The sequence below is a fragment of the Veillonella sp. AS16 genome, from assembly GCF_000517785.1.
Lineage (GTDB): Bacteria > Bacillota > Negativicutes > Veillonellales > Veillonellaceae > Veillonella > Veillonella denticariosi.
The window spans coordinates 100,115-122,882 of the sequence record NZ_AZYX01000019.1; the positions used below are offsets into that span (position 1 = coordinate 100,115).

The 22,768-nt window shown below is 45.1% G+C and carries 20 protein-coding genes; 8 read left to right on the plus strand and 12 right to left on the minus strand.

Annotated elements, in window-relative coordinates; all coding sequences use genetic code 11:
* Window positions 1-181 precede the first annotated feature (181 nt).
* The 4 genes from HMPREF1521_RS06530 to HMPREF1521_RS06545 all read right to left on the minus strand — a co-directional run bounded on the left by HMPREF1521_RS06530 (window position 182) and on the right by HMPREF1521_RS06545 (window position 4,650).
* Complete coding sequence (locus tag HMPREF1521_RS06530; RefSeq protein ID WP_038117308.1) at window positions 182-1,573, minus strand: cation:dicarboxylate symporter family transporter; 1,392 nt, start codon at window positions 1,571-1,573, stop codon at window positions 182-184.
* A gap of 156 nt (window positions 1,574-1,729) precedes the next feature.
* Window positions 1,730-2,455 carry a lactate utilization protein C gene (locus HMPREF1521_RS06535; protein ID WP_038117310.1) on the minus strand — a complete coding sequence of 242 codons (726 nt, stop codon included), beginning with the start codon at window positions 2,453-2,455 and terminating at the stop codon, window positions 1,730-1,732.
* Window positions 2,455-3,900, minus strand: a complete 1,446-nt coding sequence (locus HMPREF1521_RS06540; RefSeq protein WP_038117312.1) for a LutB/LldF family L-lactate oxidation iron-sulfur protein — start codon at window positions 3,898-3,900, stop codon at window positions 2,455-2,457. The genes HMPREF1521_RS06535 and HMPREF1521_RS06540 overlap by 1 nt, the downstream gene beginning before the upstream one ends.
* Window positions 3,901-3,912: 12 nt before the next feature.
* The gene (locus HMPREF1521_RS06545; RefSeq protein WP_038117313.1) at window positions 3,913-4,650 is read right to left on the minus strand and encodes a (Fe-S)-binding protein; all 738 of its coding nucleotides are present in this window, start codon (window positions 4,648-4,650) and stop codon (window positions 3,913-3,915) included.
* 557 nt (window positions 4,651-5,207) lie between these two features.
* On the opposite strand from HMPREF1521_RS06545, the gene HMPREF1521_RS06550 reads away from it, so the two are divergent.
* Complete coding sequence (locus HMPREF1521_RS06550; protein ID WP_038117314.1) at window positions 5,208-6,872, plus strand: S-layer homology domain-containing protein; 1,665 nt, start codon at window positions 5,208-5,210, stop codon at window positions 6,870-6,872.
* Between the two features lie 94 nt (window positions 6,873-6,966).
* Window positions 6,967-8,403 (plus strand): S-layer homology domain-containing protein, encoded by a 1,437-nt coding sequence (locus HMPREF1521_RS06555; RefSeq protein ID WP_038117316.1) that lies wholly within the window; start codon window positions 6,967-6,969, stop codon window positions 8,401-8,403.
* 228 nt (window positions 8,404-8,631) lie between these two features.
* Here HMPREF1521_RS06555 and HMPREF1521_RS06560 read toward each other — a convergent pair whose 3' ends face one another.
* Window positions 8,632-9,486 (minus strand): hypothetical protein, encoded by an 855-nt coding sequence (locus HMPREF1521_RS06560; RefSeq protein ID WP_038117318.1) that lies wholly within the window; start codon window positions 9,484-9,486, stop codon window positions 8,632-8,634.
* A 12-nt stretch (window positions 9,487-9,498) separates the two neighbouring features.
* Complete coding sequence (locus HMPREF1521_RS06565; protein WP_038117320.1) at window positions 9,499-11,583, minus strand: OPT family oligopeptide transporter; 2,085 nt, start codon at window positions 11,581-11,583, stop codon at window positions 9,499-9,501.
* Between the two features lie 577 nt (window positions 11,584-12,160).
* Here HMPREF1521_RS06565 and HMPREF1521_RS06570 point away from each other — a divergent pair.
* Window positions 12,161-13,516: a lyase family protein gene (locus HMPREF1521_RS06570; RefSeq protein WP_038117321.1), complete on the plus strand. Its 1,356-nt coding sequence runs from the start codon at window positions 12,161-12,163 to the stop codon at window positions 13,514-13,516.
* 99 nt (window positions 13,517-13,615) lie between these two features.
* Here HMPREF1521_RS06570 and HMPREF1521_RS06575 read toward each other — a convergent pair whose 3' ends face one another.
* The 3 genes from HMPREF1521_RS06575 to HMPREF1521_RS06585 form a co-directional block, all read right to left on the minus strand.
* Complete coding sequence (locus HMPREF1521_RS06575) at window positions 13,616-14,797, minus strand: metallophosphoesterase (protein WP_038117323.1); 1,182 nt, start codon at window positions 14,795-14,797, stop codon at window positions 13,616-13,618.
* Window positions 14,798-14,968: 171 nt separating this feature from the next.
* The gene (gene mutY, locus HMPREF1521_RS06580) at window positions 14,969-16,036 is read right to left on the minus strand and encodes an A/G-specific adenine glycosylase (protein WP_038117326.1); all 1,068 of its coding nucleotides are present in this window, start codon (window positions 16,034-16,036) and stop codon (window positions 14,969-14,971) included.
* Between the two features lie 7 nt (window positions 16,037-16,043).
* Window positions 16,044-16,565: an 8-oxo-dGTP diphosphatase gene (locus HMPREF1521_RS06585; RefSeq protein ID WP_038117328.1), complete on the minus strand. Its 522-nt coding sequence runs from the start codon at window positions 16,563-16,565 to the stop codon at window positions 16,044-16,046.
* Between the two features lie 206 nt (window positions 16,566-16,771).
* Between HMPREF1521_RS06585 and HMPREF1521_RS06590 the strand changes: the two genes are divergently transcribed.
* The 3 genes from HMPREF1521_RS06590 (at window position 16,772) to HMPREF1521_RS06600 (ending at window position 18,783) form a co-directional block, all read left to right on the plus strand.
* Window positions 16,772-17,548, plus strand: coding sequence for a DUF4931 domain-containing protein (locus HMPREF1521_RS06590; RefSeq protein ID WP_038117329.1), 777 nt, complete (start codon window positions 16,772-16,774; stop codon window positions 17,546-17,548).
* 163 nt (window positions 17,549-17,711) lie between these two features.
* Window positions 17,712-18,449 (plus strand): metallophosphoesterase, encoded by a 738-nt coding sequence (locus tag HMPREF1521_RS06595; RefSeq protein WP_038117331.1) that lies wholly within the window; start codon window positions 17,712-17,714, stop codon window positions 18,447-18,449.
* Window positions 18,450-18,552: 103 nt separating this feature from the next.
* Window positions 18,553-18,783: a hypothetical protein gene (locus tag HMPREF1521_RS06600; protein ID WP_038117333.1), complete on the plus strand. Its 231-nt coding sequence runs from the start codon at window positions 18,553-18,555 to the stop codon at window positions 18,781-18,783.
* Between the two features lie 157 nt (window positions 18,784-18,940).
* Here HMPREF1521_RS06600 and HMPREF1521_RS06605 read toward each other — a convergent pair whose 3' ends face one another.
* A complete protein-coding gene (locus HMPREF1521_RS06605; RefSeq protein WP_038117334.1) occupies window positions 18,941-19,921 on the minus strand; it encodes a molybdopterin-binding protein in 981 nt (326 codons plus the stop codon).
* A gap of 69 nt (window positions 19,922-19,990) precedes the next feature.
* Window positions 19,991-20,362 (minus strand): fluoride efflux transporter CrcB, encoded by a 372-nt coding sequence (gene crcB / locus HMPREF1521_RS06610; RefSeq protein ID WP_038117336.1) that lies wholly within the window; start codon window positions 20,360-20,362, stop codon window positions 19,991-19,993.
* Window positions 20,363-20,500: 138 nt separating this feature from the next.
* Here crcB and HMPREF1521_RS06615 point away from each other — a divergent pair, with 138 nt between their 5' ends.
* Window positions 20,501-20,857 (plus strand): helix-turn-helix domain-containing protein, encoded by a 357-nt coding sequence (locus HMPREF1521_RS06615; RefSeq protein WP_038117337.1) that lies wholly within the window; start codon window positions 20,501-20,503, stop codon window positions 20,855-20,857.
* A 55-nt stretch (window positions 20,858-20,912) separates the two neighbouring features.
* On the opposite strand, the gene HMPREF1521_RS06620 is transcribed toward HMPREF1521_RS06615, so the two are convergent.
* Window positions 20,913-21,620, minus strand: coding sequence for a GntR family transcriptional regulator (locus tag HMPREF1521_RS06620; protein WP_038117338.1), 708 nt, complete (start codon window positions 21,618-21,620; stop codon window positions 20,913-20,915).
* Window positions 21,621-21,824: 204 nt separating this feature from the next.
* Between HMPREF1521_RS06620 and HMPREF1521_RS06625 the strand changes: the two genes are divergently transcribed.
* Entirely contained in the window at window positions 21,825-22,763 is a 939-nt protein-coding gene (locus tag HMPREF1521_RS06625) for a diacylglycerol kinase family protein (protein ID WP_038117340.1), read from the plus strand.
* The last annotated feature ends 5 nt before the right edge of the window (window positions 22,764-22,768 follow it).

The following is a 22,768-nucleotide window of genomic DNA, read 5'->3' on the forward strand; positions in this document are numbered from 1 at the left end:
TATCTATTAAGCATAATAAACAACTTTGTATCGATTTTTATATCGTATACTCATACCTATTATAGTATTACCGATGACACTTTTCTCATACCGATTAGAAATATATCGATTTACAATTTGTAATAATTATTGCTTATTTTTATGAAAGAAAAAAGAACAGCCCGAAAGCTGTTCTTTCACTTTATACATTCTCTTGATTGAGATTATTATACGCATCCTTATCGATGGTACCCATGATCTTATCCACCACCAATGCATTCGTCAAGGAACCGGATACATTAAGGCATGTACGCCCCATATCTATCAACGGATCGATGGCGAGAATCGGACTGATGGATGTGAAGTATGCACCAAGTCCCGTACCGCTAAGAGATACGGAGGCCGCCATCGTTGCCGTCCCCGGTACGCCGGCGATGCCGACGGAGCCGATAGCGATAACGATAACACTCATGATGTACATGGTCAAATCAAAAGGAATATTTGCCACGTTGGAAATATATACAACCACTAATGCAGGGAATACGCCCGCACACCCCTGCATGCCCGCCGTTGTACCGAAAGATGCCACGGTATTCGCCGTCGTAGGATTAACACCGAGACGTTTCGTCAAAGTTTCCACCGTAAGCGGCAATACGCCCATGGAAGAACGGGATGTAAACGCCAACAATAACGGTGCTTTAGCCTTCTTGAAATATGTAATCGGATTATACCCGAAGCTTGTAATCAAAATGGCCTGGATAACGAACATGATCAAAAGGCCTGCATAGAGAAGAACTACGAAAAGTCCCATGTCCAAAATCGCCTGTAAACCGCGCGTAGCCAATGTGGATGCCAGGAGCGCCACCACACCGTATGGCATCAAGCCGATAATAAAATCAGCTACCCACGAAATCAATTGATGTAGTTCATCAAACAATTTCGTGAATATTTCCATGGAATTTGTACCGGTCTGCTTCAAGAGACGGGCAACGCTGCCTAGGATAATGGCAAACACAACGATACCGATAACATTCGTCTCTGCCGCCGCCTGAATCGGGTTACTTGGAATTAAGGCGCGGAATGTATCCACCATCGGTTTGATATCGCGAATCTTTTTACCTTGTTCCACAATATCGAAACCTTGACCCAATCCGAACGCATTGCCGAGGACGAGACCTACTATAGCAGCCACCGCTACCATACCGAGGTTTGTACTCACCATAGCCACCACCAACTTTTTAAGATTAGCACCGGCCTCCATGTGCAAAATAACATGAACAATAGAGATAAATACGATAGGAATAACGAGCATGCGAATCAAATCAATAAATCCGCCCCCTACAAGAGAAAACCATTTCGTACTTTCTTTAATATATACGACCTGTGAAGGATCATCCGGAAATCCCGCAATGATTTGAATGGCCACACCGATAATAGCACCTGCGATGGTGCCGATAATAACTAGATTACCAAAAGACGTGCCCTTGCGCTGCAATCTGTATATGCCGAATAATACCAATATAAATACGGCAATGATTCCCAGACTCAACGGATTACTGAGCATCAGGTAATCTTGAAAAAATGGAATATTCATAATTGCTCTCCTTTAATTCATATCTTAATAATAGGTTATAAGAAAAGTATAGCATATATCGAAAAAATTGCAACAAAAAAATCCTCCTGAAAAGAACTTCTTTCACAGGAGGATTTACTATCCGAACGAGCAGGTTCAAATAGGTTTTACAGGAAATTAATCCACTAAGATATATGTTACTTGAATAGGACCATGCGCACCATCCACAGTGACCAGCTCAATGTCAGCTGTACGGGACGGGCCGGAGATCAAGCAAATATTTGTAGGGAAATTAGCAGGATCGTTGTTATAACGTTCCGTCAAATGTTCCATGGTCTGTGTCATACGAGGATTGATGCTGTTAGTGTATAAAACGGCAATATGCGTTGTCGGCAACAAGCTGATGGCACGTCCGGATTCAACACCGGAAGCCTGTACTACAGTAGCGGTTTCAGCGATACCGCAATATGGAAATGTAATACCGATATCAGCATTAGCGGTGTTAGAAATATTTTCTTCACGGCCTTTAGATGCATCCCATTGAAAATACGTACGTTTACCGCCGTTAGAAGCCTCATCCTGCTCAAACAATTCTTTTAATTTATATTGTTCAACCTCAGGAGAGCTTGGGAATACAACCTTACCGTTACCCCAATCCTCAATAGCCGCCAATATAGTTTCGCCCAATTTATCAGGCGTAGTATTTACGTATTTTGTACCTACACGGTCACATTGTTCCTTGAACATAGTGATAACTTGTTCACGAGATAAATCCTTGAACATAGTTTCTTGAGGACCATGGCTGTAATCAAAATCTTCCACAAAAGCTGGGCACATTTCCTGATCACGGCCTAATGCACGAGATAAACGTGCAATAAATTGTTTACGTTTAGCTTCATCCATTATTTATTCTCCTTCTTTTTATTCTTTTCATGTTCAGCATATAAATCACGGAATTTCTTGAACTTCAAGGAACCCAATTCTTTAGACTTGGTCCAGCCGTTCATTACAGGCACAGCTTGTGTCCATTTAGGCATGTTACCTTCACTATTGCTGATTAAGTTCATACCGATAGCCCCTGCTTTTGTACCGAGGTCGAATAATGTAGCATTACCGAACATTTTCGCAGCAGCAGTAAAGATAGCTTCTTCCGCTTTCGGACGAGTCTTTTCAATATCAGCCATAACATGACGATGTTCCATCAATAATTCATGCAACGGAATCGCTACCGGACAGTTTTCCGTACATGCGCCGCACAATGTGGATGCATATGGAAGATCGCCCGCTACATCATAGCCTTTGAACAATGGAGTCAATACGGCGCCCATCGGACCCGGATATACGGAACCGTAACCGTGACCGGATATATGACGATATACAGGACAGATATTCATACATGCACCGCAGCGGATACAACGAAGCATATCCTGGAATGTACCGCCCAAGATGCCGGAACGGCCGTTATCGATGATAATGATATGTGTTTCTTCAGGACCATCCGCTTCGCCTTCACGAGCTGGGCCGGTCATCATGGAGAAGTAGTTGGAAATCTTAGAACCTACTGCGGAGCGGTTCAACATTTCCATCATAACGTCAAGCGCTTTGAAATCAGGAACGATACGTTCCGTCCCCAAGAAAATCAATTGGGTCTTAGGAATTGAACTGGCCATACGACCGTTACCTTCGTTGGAAACGATGGTACATGTACCGGAGGAAGCAACGGCAAAGTTACAGCCATTAACGCCTACATCGGCTTTAAGAAAGCGTTCACGCACATAGCCACGTACGAAATGCGTCATTTCTGTAGGATTTTCCGTGCCTGTATAGCCTAATTTTTCAGCGAAAATTTCACGAATTTTATTACGTTCAAAGTGAAGACCGGGTACAACGATATGAGATGGTGGACTTACAGCAGTTTGCAAGATAAATTCAGCCAGGTCCGTTTCGTTAACTTCGATACCCGCTTCTTCCAACACTTCATTCAAACCGATTTCTTCCGTCAAGATTGTTTTGGATTTTACGATCATCTTAGCTTCCCGTTGACGAAGAATATCCAATGCAATTTGAGTCGCTTCTTTGTCATCAAAAGCAAAGTGAACTTTAGAGCCCGCTTTTTCGGCATTTTCAGCAAACTGGTTTGTATAATAGTCAAGATTGTTCAATACGTGGTCGCGTATACGCGCTGCTTCAGCACGGAAATCCAACCATTCAGGAACATCCGCAACTACGGTATTACGTTTATCATAAAACACGTCTTGTGCTTTTTTGATGGCTGCAACTTTGAAATCGTCAGCCAAGCATTCTTTTATGCGTGTCTTATAGGGGCGATTGTCATATATAAGTGCCATGTCGTCTCCTCCTTAACGGCAGTTCAAGATTTCAGCAATATGCATTACCTTAATACGGCGGTCGATTTCCCCTTCTTTATGAAGGCGATCAAGCATACCGGCGATGTTCATCAGACACGCCTGGTCGGAACCGGAAATAACGTTGGCACCGGTACCGGCGATTTCCAATGCTTTTTCACGTGTCATCACTTCGCTGATTTCAGGATTTTTAACCGAGAAAGTACCGCCGAAGCCACAGCAACGGTCCGCACGAGGTAATTCGATCAATGTCATATCTTTTACATTGCGAAGGAGTTTGAATGGAGGCTCTTTAACGCCCATCAAACGGGTAACATGGCAAGATGTATGATATGTAACGGTTTCGTTAAAACGAGCCCCTACATCCTCTACACCTAGTACATCCGTAATGAATTCCGTGAATTCATAGATTTTAGAACTTAATTTTTCAGCTCGCGCTTGCCATTCAGGCTGACCTTCCAAGAAATGCTGGTATTCATCGCGAATTGCAAATGCGCAAGAGCCGGACATGCTGACTACATATTCAGCGTTCTCAAAGCATTCGATTGTGTTCTTGATGGCATCCATAGCCGCATCATTATAACCGGAGTTTGTAAACATTTGTCCACAACATACTTGTTTCTTAGGAACCACGAGTTCGCAGCCCAATCTTTCAAGTACTTCTACCCCGGCCATCCCTACATGAGGGTAGAACATGTCAATCAAACACTGTTGGAAAAGATGAATTTTCATATTATCGTCCTCGTCTTTTCTAGTACTTAACCTAATAAAAAATTTTGATATGTATGTATGATGACAAGATCTCTTGTAAAAGCAACCCACAAAAAATCTGCCCTGAACATTACTTATGCTTTCAAATAGCTATTCGAAAGCCTTATCGTTATAATTATAAATTAATAATGCATGAAATGTCCAAAGGATTGCTATATTAGTATGAACCCATTTATTTAAACTATCGTTATGCGTTTTTCTCATAGTAAACATTGAATTTTATCACATATATTGTAAATGCCATTAATTTTTTCTGTAAAAGCCTTGTAAAACCTGTATTTTGCAAATATTTATCATTTGGCATACCAGCAATATTCTATACCTTATTCAAACATCCATTCATTTGCTTTTTTGTATTTATATTTCCGGACTTTCATCATACATTTATATAACTCCGACGACACGCTCAAATTCATGTAATTTTTATGCTCATATATTACATTTTCTTATAGTAGTCCATCAATTTAAAAAGTGCTATAATTTTACTTATATAAGTATAGTTTGAAAGGAGCCTTTTCATGAAACTAAATAAATTATCCTTATCCTTGGCAATCACATTGGCCTTGGGATCCACATTCGGCATGGCTCACGCTGAAACAACCGCAACGCAAAACAAAACGACAACAGTGACAAACACAACTGTTAAACCACTCCCTGTAAAAGCAACAACTGCAAAAACCGCTCCAAAAGCGACTGCTCAGAAGGCTGCCTCTACAGACAAAATGACCGCTGAAAAAAATGCGGATACTGAAACCAAAGCAGCTACTGCGACAAAATCAGCAGCAGGTACTAAGGCAACAGCTCACACTGCGGCTGCAACCAAGGCCGAAGCCAAACCTGCAACCGGTGCCAAAACAGCGGAAACTGCAACGGCACATAAAACGGTAAAAGAAAATTTACCGGTCGGCGTATATTCCGATACGAAAGACAGCTGGGCACGTGATGCAATTCAAGCGATGACACAGGCCGGATATTTATCGGGTTACTCGGATAACACATTTAAACCGAGTCAACAAATCACACGTGAACAAGCGGCCGCAATTTACGGCAAGGTGTTACAGAGCAATTTAAATACTCAGGATTTAACCGCTCTTACAGCAAAGGAAGAAGCGGCTGCGTACTCCGATGTAGCCGCTGACCGTTGGTCTAACTCCGCTATCAAATTGGTAAGTGCCGCAGGAGTTATGGAAGGTACGTCTAAAACGGCATTCAATCCTACAAAGACAATGAATCGCGAAGAATTCGTCGCATCTGCTGCCAACTTAGCGAAAAAGCTCAACATCTCCCCTGCTGTAAAAACCGAAAAAGTGGCTTTCAAAGACGAAGCAAGTATCTCTAAAGAATATTTAGCCGACGTACAATACATGGCGCAACGCGGCATCGTATCCTCCGGTGCGACAGAAAGTTTTAACCCGAAACAACCTGTAACACGTGCACAGGCGGCAACGATTTTACATCGTCTACTTAACGGCGCCGGCTTGGCAACAGCTAAACAAGGTCCAACAGAAGCAGCCGGAATGGATGCCGGTACTGTAGCGGAAGACATGTCCAAATCCGACAAAACGGTAGATGCATCAAAAAAGCATAAAGACATGAAATCGGATGCGGAGAAATCTGAAAAAGCCGCTAAAGAAGATGCTAAAAAAGCAAAGAAGGAAATGAAGGACGTTAAGGCTGCAAAAGAGGTTAAGGAAACAACTAAAACCGAACCGGTTTACAACGTACGCCCCGTTCGTCGCAGCACATTAAAAGCATTGGATCAGAAGCAACAAGCCGCTTTAGAAAACAAAGTATTCACGGAATTAAATAAAACATACAAGACCGATGATGCTTTCCAAGATTATGGTGTCATGTATTGGCGCGACAACCAATTACATGTGGCATTGAAAACGGACAACGACATTCCTACTGTAAAAGCAAATCTTGCAGCCCGCGGTGATTCCACTATAAACAACTACGTTGTGGTGGAACCGTCTCAATACAGCCAGGCCGAATACGATGCAATCGATGCGAACTTCCGCAACTACTACAGCAAAAACGAAAAAGCCGGCAATATTCTGGCTACATTCCCTGATGTGGAAAACAATCAACTCTATGCAGTAGTATCTACCGCATCGAAAGAAACGCAACAAGGCATCGCCAAATTGTTCGGTTCCAAAGTAAAAATGACAGTTAAACGCTAATCACGTCTATACTCAATCACCTAAAGCAGCGTATACCATGTAGTATTACGCTGCTTTGGTATATCCTAGTATCCAAAGATCAGGAAGGATTTTTATGAACAAGAATACTAAGTATGCATTGCACGCTCTCGTTTTAGGAACCTTGGTAGCGACTACCGGCCTGACGGCAGCTAATACAACAACTACTGCAACAACTGCCAATACGGTTTCATCGACAGTTCGTGCGGCTACACAGCCGGCACACGCGGATGCGGCCACTGATACATCAGCTACAACAAATGCTAAATCCCCTTTACCATCAGCTGCAACCAATCCACAAACAGCTTTAGCAACAAGGGAATCAATCACGGAAAGGGCTCCACAGAGACCTACAAATAATGATTTATCCACGGGAACACAAACCCCTGTTGTAAATAAGCAGTTACCTGTCGGTGGTCCTGCTGATATCCAGAATGTACGCCCTTATATCTTCTCCGACGTACCGAGTGATTTCTGGGCAGCTAACTCCATCAGTACCGTCACAAGAGCGAATCTCATGAAAGGCTATTCGGACGGTACGTTCAGACCGAATCAACCGATGACACGCGAAGAAGTGGCGAGTCTTTTCAATAACATTACCAATGACGGGCAGGCCGCCTTTTTATCGAGCAAATTCAAGGATATCACGTCTGACAGATGGTCCGCCCTCGCAATCGAATCGGTGGCACGGAAAAACATCATCAGCGGCTACGGCGATGACACTTACAAGCCGGAAAAATACATGTCCCGCCAGGAATTTGCCGTAGTAGCGGATAATTATATACATTATCTAGGTTATACCACTGAGGACCCTACCGTTCTCGATACGGTCGCATACGGTGACCAGAAATTCGTCGCTCCTTGGGCACAGGACGCCGTGCGCGAGTTGGCATACTTAGGCTTTACAAACTATGCACCGGGCACCTTATTTAATCCTGAAAAATACATTACCCGTGCAGAAGCGGCGGAAATCACCTATCGCATGACACAGACGGAACAGGCCTTAGCATTCCACAATACATTATTCAGACAACAGGTGGAAAATAAAACGGTCCGTATCATCGACAACACATTAAATTACGGCAATGACTTTACGAAATTCCGCAATGACGGCGCCCTCTTCTGGGAAGCAGGCCAACTATATGCATCCTTGACGGATCAAAAGAAAGTAGACCTCGTTGCCAAGGCGATTGCCGATGCTCACGATTTGCAATTAGATAAAACCGTAGTCGTATCGAAAGGCAAATTGACACAGGCGCAGCTGGAAGATTATCAGTCCGATGCCATCGCCCTCTATCAGGAGAAAGAACCGAAAGGAAAAATCATCTCCATCTATCCGAACACGGATACGAGTGCACTCATCATTACCGTTGATTCCATCCAAAAATCGACGATGAAAGCATTTAAAAAGAAATTCCATGATAATGTCTTCTTGCAGTTGCCGCCTGAACCGCTCACAAGCTCGGACGGGAACATTCACTTCCCATTGCCGCAGCGCAATACAAAAAAATAACTCTTAAAACAGCGGTGGAGCTAGTATTACTAGCTCCATTTTCTATACCTTCATATGCATACAACCCAGACATACTATAGCCTTAATATGTATATAACGGACACATAAAAGCGGTCGCACCACATCAGGTACGACCGCTTTCATAATAAACTTTCACAATAAAACAGTACTGTCTATACACGTAATGAATCTAACCGACACACAAGGTTAGATTATTTTTTTGTTACATCATTTTTTTGTTACATCATTTTCATGATCCCGCAAATTGCCGACCGGAACGTATACGGTACCGGCGCTATGAACGGAGTCCACATCTTGTTGCAGAATCATCACAACGGAATAATCGTCAGTCGTATAGAATTCGCTAGGTAATTTGTCAATTTTAAAGTCGTTGCCGAGCTTGTCCTTCACATCCTGATTATTGTTGATGGCATTTATCAATTCTTTCTTGTTGATGCCGCCAAGATCATATAAGGAAATCTGACGACCTGTTGTGGTATTGAAAGTAAAGCCTTTTACAAAATTCACACCGTTCGCATCATTGTCGCGCATCGTATAGGTGTGAATCAAGACGCTGAGAATGCCGTTCTTATCCGTTTTTACATCGTAGTACATCACTACATTTGTCTTATCGGATTCCTTCGCATTTAATTTTTCCACATCATTTTGTACCTTGGAAACGTACTTTTTGATGGTCGTATTGATCGCTTTTTCCACGACAGGGCTGACGGATTTCACCTCAGGGAACACGAGATCCAGGTGATCCGTAGTGGATTCGATCGGAGATACGCCGACTTCCTTGCGGTCCATATAGCGGTCCGCATTGGGAGCTACCACTTCAACGGTTCCGCGGTCAACTTTACCGGCTACGGCGCGTAATGCACGATTTTGTTCCGGTGTAGCGGTACTGGAAATGCGATACGTCAAATCATTGCGATTCACCTTACGGGCGGATGTATCGACTTGTTGTTCGGCCTGCACGGTTCCGTTATCCTTCGTAACAGGAATAACATCGCCTGCCGCCAAGGATGTGAGCGGCAACGCCGCCGTCATCATGATGAGTACAGTCTGTTTTAGTTTCATTGCAATAACCTCTTATTTTTCTAGTTCCTGTTCAGCTTTCATAGCGAGAGCCTCTTCTTTATTGAATTTGTGTGTTACAACACGACGAACCAGATATAGACCTGCAAAGATGAAAGCAAGCAACCCTAACCAACCTGCCTTACTTTCAAATTCAGGACCGACCAATTGAAGTGGAGATTCTCCACCACCGGTTGTAACTGACAATACAATAATAACAGCTATGAGGACACCAATCAAGCTTTCACCGACAATCAAGCCGGATGCGAAGAGAACACCACGGCGGTTCGATTGCTCCACATCGTACTCGGCAAGCTCGCCGGCACGCATTTTAGCACGAGCCACAAGATAACGGCCTACGAAATAGCTGATGAAAGAGCCAATAATAAGCGGTACTTCTAAAGTAGGCGGTAAATAAATACCCATACCGACAGCCAATGGAGGCAATGTTAAGGTAGCGGTTGTGCTCTTGAGGATCAAATTAACGATAATCGCCACAACGCCGACGCCAACGCCGATCAGGATGTAATCCCAGTCCATGCTGGAGTTGAAGATACCTTGCGCAATGGTAGTCATCAACGTCGCCTGTGGAGCGGATAATGCAGCACCCGGGTCCATGTCGGCACGTGGCAACGCACCTGTGAAGCCGTATGCCTGGTAAAGCAGATTAAGTACCGGAGCGATTGCAACGGCACCGGCTACGGAGCCGAGCAACAAGGCAATCTGTTGACGCCAAGGTGTCGCACCGACGAGCTGACCTGTTTTCAAGTCCTGCAAGTTATCATTGGAGATAGATGCAATCGCGATAACCACGGATGTCATGAAGATAGCCATAGCGGTAGCAAATTGAACACCTGCTTCGGTAGCGAACAAGTTATTCTCCGATGCGATGAAGTATACAACAAGAGAGGAAATAATCGTCGCCAAAATACCGATACCGGAGATTGGAGATGCAGATGTACCGATAAGACCGGCCATGTAACCGCATGCAGCAGCTACGAAGAAACCGATAAGCAATGCTACAATAATCCCCACCACAACGAGAGTCCACATCAAGCTTGTACTGATAGGCACAGCGGATACGAAATCCCAGAACGTGAACACTAAACCGACAAGGATGATTGCGAACACGATCAGAACAGATTTAGTATTCATATCCGTATCCATGCGATGTGTTTCGCGTTCTTCAGCACTGCTGTTCATGGATTTCACTGAGATTTTCATGCCTTCGATAATAGGCTTAATCAATGTGATCAAAGTCCAAATCGCCGCAATACCGATGGTACCGGCACCGATAAAGCGAACCTTTTCTTTCCAGATGCCCATAGCGAATTTAGCAGTTGCACCGCCATCCGGAGCATATAGATTCGTTAAATACGGTACGAAACCTGCCCATGCGACAAGAACACCGACCAGGATAGCGATACCGGATGCGATACCGATAAGATAACCGGCACCCAGTAATGCTGTGGAGAAACCCAACGGGATTTGAGTAATACCTTTGCTACCTACAGGGAGCCAGAAGCTCATGCTGTCGCCAAGTACTTTGAAACCGTTCGCACAAAGGCTGATAAGACCGGCTACAAAACCGCCGGATACGATATCTTTCATACCGGAGTTAGATTGTGTCCCGTCATCGCCGTTATGAGATCCGACCTTCAAAATTTCCGCCGCCGCACGACCTTCCGGATACGGCAGATCACTGTTCACCACCATGGCCCGACGCAACGGAATGGTGAATAACACACCTAGAGAACCGCCGCAGGCGCAGAGCAGGAATGTTTGCCAGAACGGGAAACCGTTCCAATATCCAAGCATAAGCAGACCGGGTAAAATAAAGATAATAGCGGACAAGGTCCCAGCTGCAGAAGCCTGAGTTTGTACCATATTGTTTTCAAGTACGTTAGAGTCCTTGAAAAAACGCAAGATCGCCATAGAAATAATGGCCGCCGGAATGGATGACGAGAATGTCAAACCTACCTTCAAACCGAGATATACGTTAGATGCTGTAAAAATAACAGTAATCAATGCACCAAGTAGCATCCCACGCAATGTCAGTTCCGGCAGATGAAGGTCATGGCTCATAAAGTCATGTTTCATAAGTACTTACCTCCTCTGTGAAATCATAAACTTAAAACAATATACTAAGCTACTTCCATTTTATCGTGTTAAAGCGATGATTTCAATATATATGCGGTATTTATAATGTATACATATGAACATTATAAATTTAAGTTTTCCGACAAATATCTTGAAAGGTCTATTCTATATTCAAAACACTTTATTAAGCGTGGTAGCCCTCCAAAAGCCTCCAAAGCCACCCACCCTGCTTCGCAGGGTCGCTAAGTCGTTTTTGGAGGACCACCACGCTAATATATACCTAATCGTTTACACTAAGAATAGACCTTTCATTATTCACCAAATAAAATATTTAATTTATAATTTTTCTACATATAACGCATTATCAATCTTACATATAGATTGAAATCATAAAGGTATGGGGAGAAGGAAAGCGCAATATACTTTCCCTTTCTTATATGCGCATTATGCATATACACCTATCAATTATATGAAAATAGAAATCATTCTCTTTTATTCTGTACAAATATACAGGATTTTATATAATTAAAGTACCGACAGTAGGGTCGGCATGTCTTTTAAGGAGGTTGTAAACATTATGGAAACAAGAATTGAATACGATTCAATGGGACCAGTCGAAGTCGACGCTAGACGAATTTACGGACCTCAAACGCAACGCTCGTTCAATAACTTTAAGATCGGTGAGCACCGCATCCCTATTGAACAGATCAAAGCGCTTGCGCTTGTCAAAAAAGCATGTGCTTTAACTAATGCGAAATGTGGCGCCGTAACGGAAGAAAAAGCGAAACTCATCGCTCAGGTAGTTGATGAAATCGTGGACGGCAAATGGGATGAAGAATTTCCCCTAACCGTATTCCAAACCGGTTCCGGCACGCAGACTAATATGAACGTGAACGAGGTTATCGCGCACCGGGCCAAACAATTGGATGAAAGCAACCCGCTCCATCCGAATGACGATGTAAACCGCGGTCAAAGTACAAACGATACCTTCCCTACGGCAATGCATATCTGTGCGTATTTTGAAATCACTAAACGCGTTATTCCTGCATTGGACGGCCTGATCAAATCATTCGAAAAACTACAGAAAAAAGGTAAAGGTCTCCAAAAGGTAGGTCGTACACATCTGCAAGATGCGACTTTCATCATGGTGGATCAGGAAATCAGCGCCTTTGTGGACGGTCTCAAAACGGCCAAAACTATGCTCGTTCAAAATGCCGATTACCTGCTCGATGTGGCCCTCGGCGGCACCGCGGTCGGTACGGGTGTAAACACGCCGAAAGGCTATTTGGACGTTATGGAAACCGTGTTACCTGAGGTAACAGGCGCTCCATTCCGCGTGAAAAACAACAAATTCCAAGGATTGTCCCTGAAGGATGCTTTCATGATGGCCCACGGCGCACTCAATACGTTGGCGACAACCTTATTTAAAATCGCCAACGATGTGCGGTTCCTGGGCTCCGGACCTCGCTGCGGTTACGGCGAATGGCATCTACCTGAAAACGAACCGGGCTCCTCCATCATGCCGGGCAAGGTTAATCCGACACAGTGCGAAGCCCTCGCCATGGTATGCGCTCAAGTATTCGGCCATAACACGACGATGACGCTCTGCGCAGGTAGCGGTGCCTTCCAGTTGAACGTATACATGCCTATCATGATTTATGACTTTGTTGAAAGCTGTCGTCTACTGGCGGATGCAATGAATTCTTTCACAACCCACTGCATCGACGGCGTAGAGTTCGTACCGGAAAAGCTCAAATTCTTCGTTGAACAGTCCCTCATGATTGCTACATCCTTAACGCCGTACATCGGCTACGATAAGAGCGCCAAGGTCGTAAAAGAAGCATACAAACGCGGCTGCTCTATTAAAGAAATCATCTTGGAAGAAAAACTCATGACCGAAGACGAATTCGCCGAAGCAGTTCGCATGAAATAACCTCCTCTCTACTTTGACATAACTATAAGATCCTCTCATACCTCAAATGAACGTATAAGAACCCCGCTACGGCAAATCCGTATCGGGGTTCTATTATTTCTACGCTATCCCATCAAAGAATGTAATGACCGTAATTTCTCTCGGGCAGTTTATACGAATCGGGAACCAATGGCCGGATCCGTTATTTACATAGCACACGCTATTTTTTTCCACATAGCGGCCCTTGACGTACGGTGTTCCGATCGGCACCATAGGCATACCGAAGAGAACAATCTGTCCGCCGTGTGTATGGCCCGACAACGTAAGCGGTATATTACGTTCAATGGCTTCTTCAAAGAACTCAGGATGGTGCGCCAACAGGATGACAAAGGCATAGTCGGGAATACCGGACAAGGCTTTTTCCATGAACCGCTCCCGTTCCTCCTTTTCGCGTTTATTATCGTACGCAACACCCGCGATATAGACCGGCTGTCTGCCGCCCATGATTTGAATATTGCTGTTCACTAGAACATTCATAGGCGTGTTCATCTTCAACTCGTCCAGCACCTTATTCACGTCGTGATGATATTCATGATTGCCCAGAATGTAATCGACACCGTCAGGGATTTGTTTTGTGAAAGTCGTCAGTCTTTCACAAACCTGAGGCAACCAATCCAATCTGTCGATCAGATCACCGGTGATTACGACGCGATTCGGTTTTTCTATGAGCGCCATTTTCAGTATTTCATCGAAATCATCGAGGTCGATGCATGGACCGATATGAATATCGCTGAGCTGTACAATTTTATAGTTCTTAAGTCCCTCAGGTAAATTCGTATAACCGAAAGACTCATGGGTAACAACTATCTCATGCTGCCCCGCAAAGGCCGCATAACTCGACCCGCCCACCGTCGCCAACGGCACCAGTGTCGCCGCCGTTCTGAAGAAGGCTCGGCGCCCCGTTCGATTCTCTTCAGGTGTTTTGTCAAATATCTTATTAACAATCCAATACAATATGCCTAAGAGTATAAATACGGGAATAGCCAGGAATAAGCCCATCAAAAAACCGTAGCTTTCAGTTCTAAACAGATTCATTAACGGATAGTACTGCGTACCGAACAAGTCCGCCTGATACATCATATAGTATACGACCGCCGCAAGCCATCCACCGATTATGAGAATATAGCCGATCCATGCAGGCCACTGCTTTTTAGGTTTCCACAAATTGAGAAATAGAATCCAAAAGCCCACCAATCCTACAGAAAGGATGGTGAAAAAGATTATATTAAATAGTAGTCTCATACGTTCTCCAACTATGCCGATTCAAAACCGGCCAATCCAGCACCGTATATTCCATATACAGCCATACATACCGATAAAATACCATCGATATCATCTAATTATATCGCAATTTATCAATGCAATCTAATATCTATGATGCAAGAATATATTCATGCCCAACTACAAGGCAGTTTATCTTGCAAGCTCCGTCAGTTTACCGTGCGGGCCCGCCCATGCGTAATCGGAAAACTCTTCGCGTTTGATGAGCATCCAGTCCTTCGGCAAATCGCGGTCTATAGATTTCGTCAAAGTTCCGCGAAAGGCTTTCATAAACCATTTTCTATGAGAAAACACATGGGTCAGTTCCTTTGCGAGAACGGGCTGCAGGGATAGTTCAAAGCCTAAGTCCGCTACCAGTTTCGATAGAGCCTGTTCACCGTCATCAAAGTCAGATACACCCTCAACGGACGGGAATTCCCACATGGACCGCAACAGCCCACGGTTCGGACGCTTGTGCAGTAAATAGTAATCCTCATATTGCAAAATGCCTACGAACACGGGAACATCGACGACCTTAGTTTTCTTGATGCGCACCGGCAGTTTGTCCGTATCCCCCTGCTGATAAGCATCGCAAAGATTTGCAATTGGACATTCACCGCAGCGTGGCGTCTTGGGAATGCATACGGCGGATCCGAAATCCATCAAGGCCTGATTAAAGTCGCCCGGCCTGTCGTGAGGCAAGGTTTCCTCCACGATGGCGGTGATCGTCTTCCGGCCCCTCGTGCTCAGGATATCCTCAAATATACGATACAACCGTGCGTAAATGCGCAATACATTGCCGTCGACGGCCGCCTCCGGCTCATTATAAGCCATGGACAGGATAGCCCCCGCCGTGTAAGAGCCTACGCCCTTTAAGGATTCCATCGTCTTTCTGTCATGAGGCACGACGCCGCCGTAATTTTCAACGACGTCCTGCACGCCGAGCCGCAGGTTGCGAGCCCGACTGTAATACCCGAGCCCCTGCCAGGCATGAACGACTTCATCCTCGGATGCATTCGCCAGGTCCTGCAAGGTCGGAAACAGACGCATCCAGTTGTCATAATACGGCTTCATCGCTTCGATGCGCGTCTGCTGACTCATCACTTCGGACACCCAGATTTTATACGGATCTCCGCAATCGCGCCACGGCAATTCACGCTTATGCACGTCATACCACGCCAATAACTGTGGTACCCACTTGGGGTTCTTCACCTCTGTCATACTACCTCTACTCATTAATGTATAAATCAATTCTGGCCAGATGTTCGCTTTCCATAACGGATTCCACCGCGGTCAAATCCATCTTGTCCACCGTACTGTTATCACGGCCGAACACGATAGGCCCTTTCAACTTTTTATTCTCCAGCAGCAGCGGCAACCAACGCCGATCGCCGTCCCACATATGCGCGTACGGCACATCCTCCGGCTTGAACCAGTGCGGTTCCATCTCATCCGTTTCCTCTACAATGCCTGTGAAAGTACGCAGAAAATAAACATAACTCACATGGGTTAAACTTTCATCAAAGGGAAACTGAAAGTCGAAAAGAGCCACGCATTCAAGATCCTCCTCACGGGATGAAAGGCCGGATTCCTCAAACAATTCACGAACGGCACAGGCGCGGAAGCTTTCACCGGCATTGAGCTTGCCACCGAAACCGTTATATTTATCGGCACCGAAGCCGCGTTTTTTACGTCCCAACAATATGCGATTGTCCTCATCGATGGGAAACACCAATGTTGTAGGTCTCATATATCCTCCCCGGCAATGAACTGACACGCTGATTTCTAATAAATTAAATATTGCATCAACTAAATGACTTGACGTACAACTATTTCAAACGATCATCATACGGCCATTTGATGACATTATATTATTATATCATTATTTTATGTACGAATGGACTAGTTGTGGTATGATTAAAAGTATAGATTTTGTGATAAGAAAGGAGGCGCACCATGAACAGACCGCTCATTTTTGACATCGCATTGGGCCGCACAAAGCCCGTCAATATGCGCAACGAACAAGTTCGGTGTCCCTTCTGCGACAGATCGCAATTAACGGATATTCTCGATACATCCGGCCATATCATCTGGCTCATGAATAAATATCCCGTGTTGCACGATACATGGCCTACGGTCATCATCGAAACGGAAACGGATGACGGCGAATTTTCCACGTTGCCCCTCGACGAAGCGACCCGCATCATGCAGTTCGGCCTCGATAAATGGCGTGAAACGATACATACAAACGAATTCGCGTCCATTTTATTTTTCAAGAATCACGGTCCCATGTCGGGCGGATCCATCCGCCATCCGCACAGTCAGATAATCGGGCTCAAAAACTACGATTACTGCGAAGATATCCCCGTAGAGAGCATGAACGGCTGGTTACTGCATGAAGATCAGGATGTGCGCATCACCCTGTCGACACAGCCGATCATCGGGTTCTTCGAATATAATATACGCTTTAAACCGAATGCTCCGGCACGCTCCGTGGCGCTTCGATTACAACAGATTTTACGCTATCTGTTACATACCATTGCCAACTTTACGCAGTCCTATAATTATTTCTTTTACGACTTAAAGGACGGCTACAATTACATAAAGGTTGTGGCAAGATATGTAACGACACCGCTGTACATCGGCTATAAAATTCCGCAAACCTGCGACGATGACAAAGCTGCCAAGATCATACAGAACATCGCGCCTTATCTGCAAGGGAACAAAAAATAATTTCATTTTTTGAACATCAGATCATCATAAAAATATTATTTCGGTAACAGTTAAATCAAAATAATGCTTAATGCCAGTCGCCCAATAATTGAAACAGGGCTTACAGCTATACCGAATTCAGTAAATATAATTAATCAGAAATATATAATTTGAAAGGAACTATATGAAAGTATTTGCCATCGGCGACCTCCATCTATCGGGCACACCTCCTGCAAAGCCGATGGATATTTTTGGGCCTCACTGGGCAAACCATTGGAATCGCATAAAAGAGGATTGGAATGCCAACGTCAGCGATGAGGACATCGTCTTTCTCGTAGGCGACATTAGTTGGGCCTTAAGACTTGACGAAGCGGCTCATGATTTACGGGGAATCGCCTCCATGCGGGGGAAAAAATATATGATTCGCGGCAATCACGATTACTGGTGGGCCTCTGCCAACAAAATGAAACAACTCATGGGCGATGCCATTACCTTTATTCAGGGTCACGGCACAGCGGAAATCATCGACACCGAAGGCGGTCCTCAAATCATAGCATTCGGCGGCACGCGCGGCTATCTCTGCCCGGGGGATTCCCACTTTGTACCCGATACGGACCAATCCATTTATAGCCGCGAACTGATGCGAACCGAATCGGCATTACAAGAAATGGATACAGCCATACAACAGCTACCCGATTTGCCGGTAACCAGGATATTACTGATCCATTACCCGCCGTTTAACGACAGCAATGAACCGTCCGGCTTTACGGAGCTGATGGCTCGATATGACGTCGATATATGCATATTCGGTCATTTACACGACCAGATTTCATTTAAACGGATTCCAAAGGAATTCGGCACTACAAAGCTGAAGCTCGTATCGGCGGACTACATGGAATTTACATTACAACGAATCCTGTAATATAAAAGATACTGTAAAAGACAATCTATAAATATCAAATAATACTAAACAATATAAATACAACACAAGTACTAACATACCTATAATCCATCAAGGAGACACGATGAGTCGCATTCACAAGGAACATTTACAAGCCGGCTATATCTTCGGCGACACCGTCAATAAAGAGTACATCTACTTGCCGTCCGGCGAAGTCGGCACGGATCATCCTCTGGCAGTCCTGGAAACGCCTACAAAACGCGAGGACCTCACACTGGATGAAGCGGTGCACATGATTGATACACTTTCATTAAAGCGCTGCACGCACCCTAAATTGGGCAAGAAATCATTTTAATTACATAGCTACGTGAGCAAAATAATAAAATAGCGGATCGTTGACTACAATCTGCACTCCAGAAAATCAACATGATTTCTGAAAGTGCAGATCAGTATATTAAATCAACTATCCGCTATTTTTATTTCAAAATTCAATTGCTTAAATGCGCCAAATGTTATCCCAGGAATCCGCCATGCCCCATACGGATGCAGTCTTCCTTGGTAATTTCATCGTCCGCAACGAGGCGCGGCACAATTTCATCAAATGCCGTAGGCTTACTGAACAGTACGCCGCCCGGTACGCCGAGAATCGGAGTGCCGTCCGCACAGTATGCGATGCATACCATGGACCCCGGCAACACAGGCAGACCATAGGTAACAACGCGGTCCGCATAGCGTTTAATCGCTCCCGGCGTGAGATCATCAGGGTCGACGCTCATACCGCCGGTACAGAAAATAATATCTGCACCCGCCGCTTTCACCTTATCGATGGCCGCCACGATATCATCGGTATTATCCGGCACAATCTCATGGGCAATTTTGGTGACGCCATATTCGGCACAACGTTCCTCAATGATCGGGGTGAAAGCATCCTTAATACGCCCTTCAAACACTTCGGATCCGGTCGTAACGATGCCCATCGTCTTACGCACAAACGGTTTTACATGTAAAAGCGGTTCATCCTTTGCAATATCCCGTGCCGCCTCAACCTGTTTTTCGTCCAGAAGCAGCGGAATGCATCGCATTCCCGCCAGTTTCTCGCCTGCTTTCACCGGGGTATTATTAAATTTCGTAACAATCGTCAGCTCTCCGATACTGTTAATAGCATGCAGACGTTCCACGTCCACCTTGAAGAGACCGTCCGCGTCCGCAATCGCCTCGATTTTCCCCTGCGCCATAGGTCCCGCATGCATATAGTTGCCGCCGGCCATATCATAAAGAGCACGAGCCACATCCTCTTCATGCAAGAAGCCCTCGTCCTCCGGCTCCATCACAAATACGTGTTCCTTGCCGAGATCCAGGAGTTTAGGAATATCCTTCTCCGTAATCACATGGCCACGGCGGAACGGCGTGTCTTTCACCTCACCGATGACAATTCTCACAAGATCGTGTAATAATGCATGCCCTACAGCATCTTGCGTTCTAATGGACTTCATATGTTCTCCTCAATTCAAATTATTCTCAATCTAAAATAAGCAATACAAATTATAGTATATACATACAACTTAAAATATGCGAGCCGCTACGAGGCCTATCCAGCACAGGATAAGACCGCCTATGACCTGCAATCCACCATACCAAAGCGCCTGTACATAGGATTCCGCCATCATGAGCTGCAGCATTTCAAAGGCAAATGTAGAAAATGTGGTGAAAGCCCCGAGGCCGCCCACAACGAGAAAAAATCGCAGCCATTGCGGAATGTCGGGTCTCTGCATATACAGCCCCAAAATGAGCCCTATAATCAAACAGCCGACGAGGTTCACTACAATGGTACCGTACGGAAACGACTCGACCTTCGCCATTATCCATTCACCTACGGCCAGGCGAAATAGCGCCCCTAAGGCTCCGCCGAGGGCCACCGCTATATATTTTTCCATAATGCCTCCATCCATTTGCTTTCACAATTCGTGTAATTATCGGTAATACCCGATAATTATCAAGTTTTCCGTATTAGTAATAGCCTGATAGTCTCAGTATACTATATTTAGAGAGCATGGAAAAGAAAAGGAGTCGTCATGAAAGCCAGCCCCGTTAAACTGACCGACCTAAAAATCAACAATTACGAGGATCCGTTTTTACAGCATCAATATGTATGTTTGGGTCATAAAATCGCTATCATCCGCCTGTCCATGAACATGTCTCAAAAAGAGCTGGCTCATCTGGTAGGAATCAGCCGCAGTTACCTAAGCAAACTCGAATGCGGCATCGGCATATCCGGTGTCTCCGTGGAAATCCTCTTCAAAATCGCCCAGTCCCTACAGATCAATATCGGAAAGCTGATGCATCTGCGCATAAAGGACTACAAAACGTGCAATGCGCACCTGACGGCGCATTATAAGAGGATGGAATTTCTTAATCGGCATAAGGGATAGGGCCTCAGAAATCTCTTATAAAAAGCCCCACAGTTCATCAACCGCGGGGCTCTTTCTATACTTCATTGATTTTTTTATCCTGTACTTCCGCATTCGCTTTTTTGAAGATGAATGCATTTGTTATATGTTTACGCATGGCTTCTTCCGCGGCCAGTTCATCATGGCGCTCGATAGCATCCACGATCTGATCGTGTTCGTCATCGCAGTCATGGGTTCTCACGGCATTAAAAGAACTCAAATACATATCGCGGTTAACCCGCTCCCGAAAGCTTTCCAAATATTCCACAACGCGTTCGTTGCCGGAGCATTGCGCAATCATGGAGTGAAAACGGCTGTTCACGTCAACCCGTTCGGTCGCATCTTCAATGGCATGCATTTCTTTGCATAAAGCCTTCAATTCTCTAACCTGCGCCATTGTCGCATTGCGTGCACAAAGGCGCGCCCCAAGGCCTTCCATAACCTCCCGGCATTGGTAGAGCGCTATGATTTCCTCCGGCGTATCGGATTTTACCGTAACACCCTTCCACGGAACGATAACAACGAGATTATCCTTTGCCAATTTACGGAACGCCTCGCGTACCGGCGTCGCACTGACCCGTAGCTGCGCCGCAATTTTCACTTCATTCAGCTTTTCCTCAGGCATCAGTTCTCCCGTTAAAATAGCCGTTTTCAGTGTTAAATATACCTGCTCGCTCAGCGGCAATCGCTCGATGGCGTCCACGGACGATAATTTATATTTCCCTTTTGATTCACTCTTGCCCATAGTCATCCCCTCACGCGTCCCTCAGCTTTCACACTTTCAAAGAACGCATAAAATGAGTATAATAAAGTATAAGACAAATTACTCTATAAAATAATTTGTATATATAATCGTTGTATACACTATAATTATAAAACTCGCTTATAAGCCTGTCAATTTAACAATAGCCAAGAGATTTATCATTTTTGAAAGTAAGGAAGTTACACCATGAGCCGTTGTCTGGTTATCATCAACCCCGTATCTGGGGGCGGTGCGGCACGCCGTTACGCCCTCGATTTACAATGGAAATTGAGTACCTTATTCGATACGATCGAAGTCAAATTCACCACCGGTGAAGGCGATGCCACCAGATTTGCAAAGAACGCCTGCGATCGCGGCTTCGACGCCGTATTCTGCATGGGTGGGGACGGAACGGTAAACGAAACCGTAAACGGCATAGCCCAGGGGGGCTTCACCTGTACGTTCGGATTCATCCCCGTAGGAACGGTCAACGACATGTCCCGCGCATTGGGCATGCCGCAAAATCCGATGCTGGCTATACGCCGTCTCGACATCAACCAGACGCGCAGCATCGATATCGGCCGTTGTAATGATAAATATTTTTGCAATAACATCGCCGCCGGTGTCATTCCGAAGGTTATCGAAGAGGTAACGCCGAAGGAAAAACGCATTTTAGGCCCTCTCGCCTACTTCTTGCGAGCCGGTCAGGCGCTCTTCACTACGAAGGACTACACATACCGCATCCGGACGGAGGATGACGACTTTATCTGTAAGTCGCCGCTCGTCCTGGCGTTGCTCACAAATGTAGTGTCTAGCTTTGAACGGTTCATGCCGGAAGCATCCGTCGACGACGGCTATATGCGCATTATCATATTCAAGGAATACTTCATCCTGGATATTCTAAGCGTATTACCGCTCATCTTAAGCGGTGCCATCTATAATTCACGGTATACGACGACGTTGACCGTAAAAAAGGCGCACATCGAACTCTTATCGCAAGTCGATAATTTACCGACGAATATGGACGGCGATCAAGGTCCATACATGCCGGTAGATATCGAGGTATTACCGCAGGTGCTCAAGGTGTTCGCACCGATCAAGCACAAAAAGAAAAAACCGTTACTGGCGAATATTCCCCGTATTTAACATAT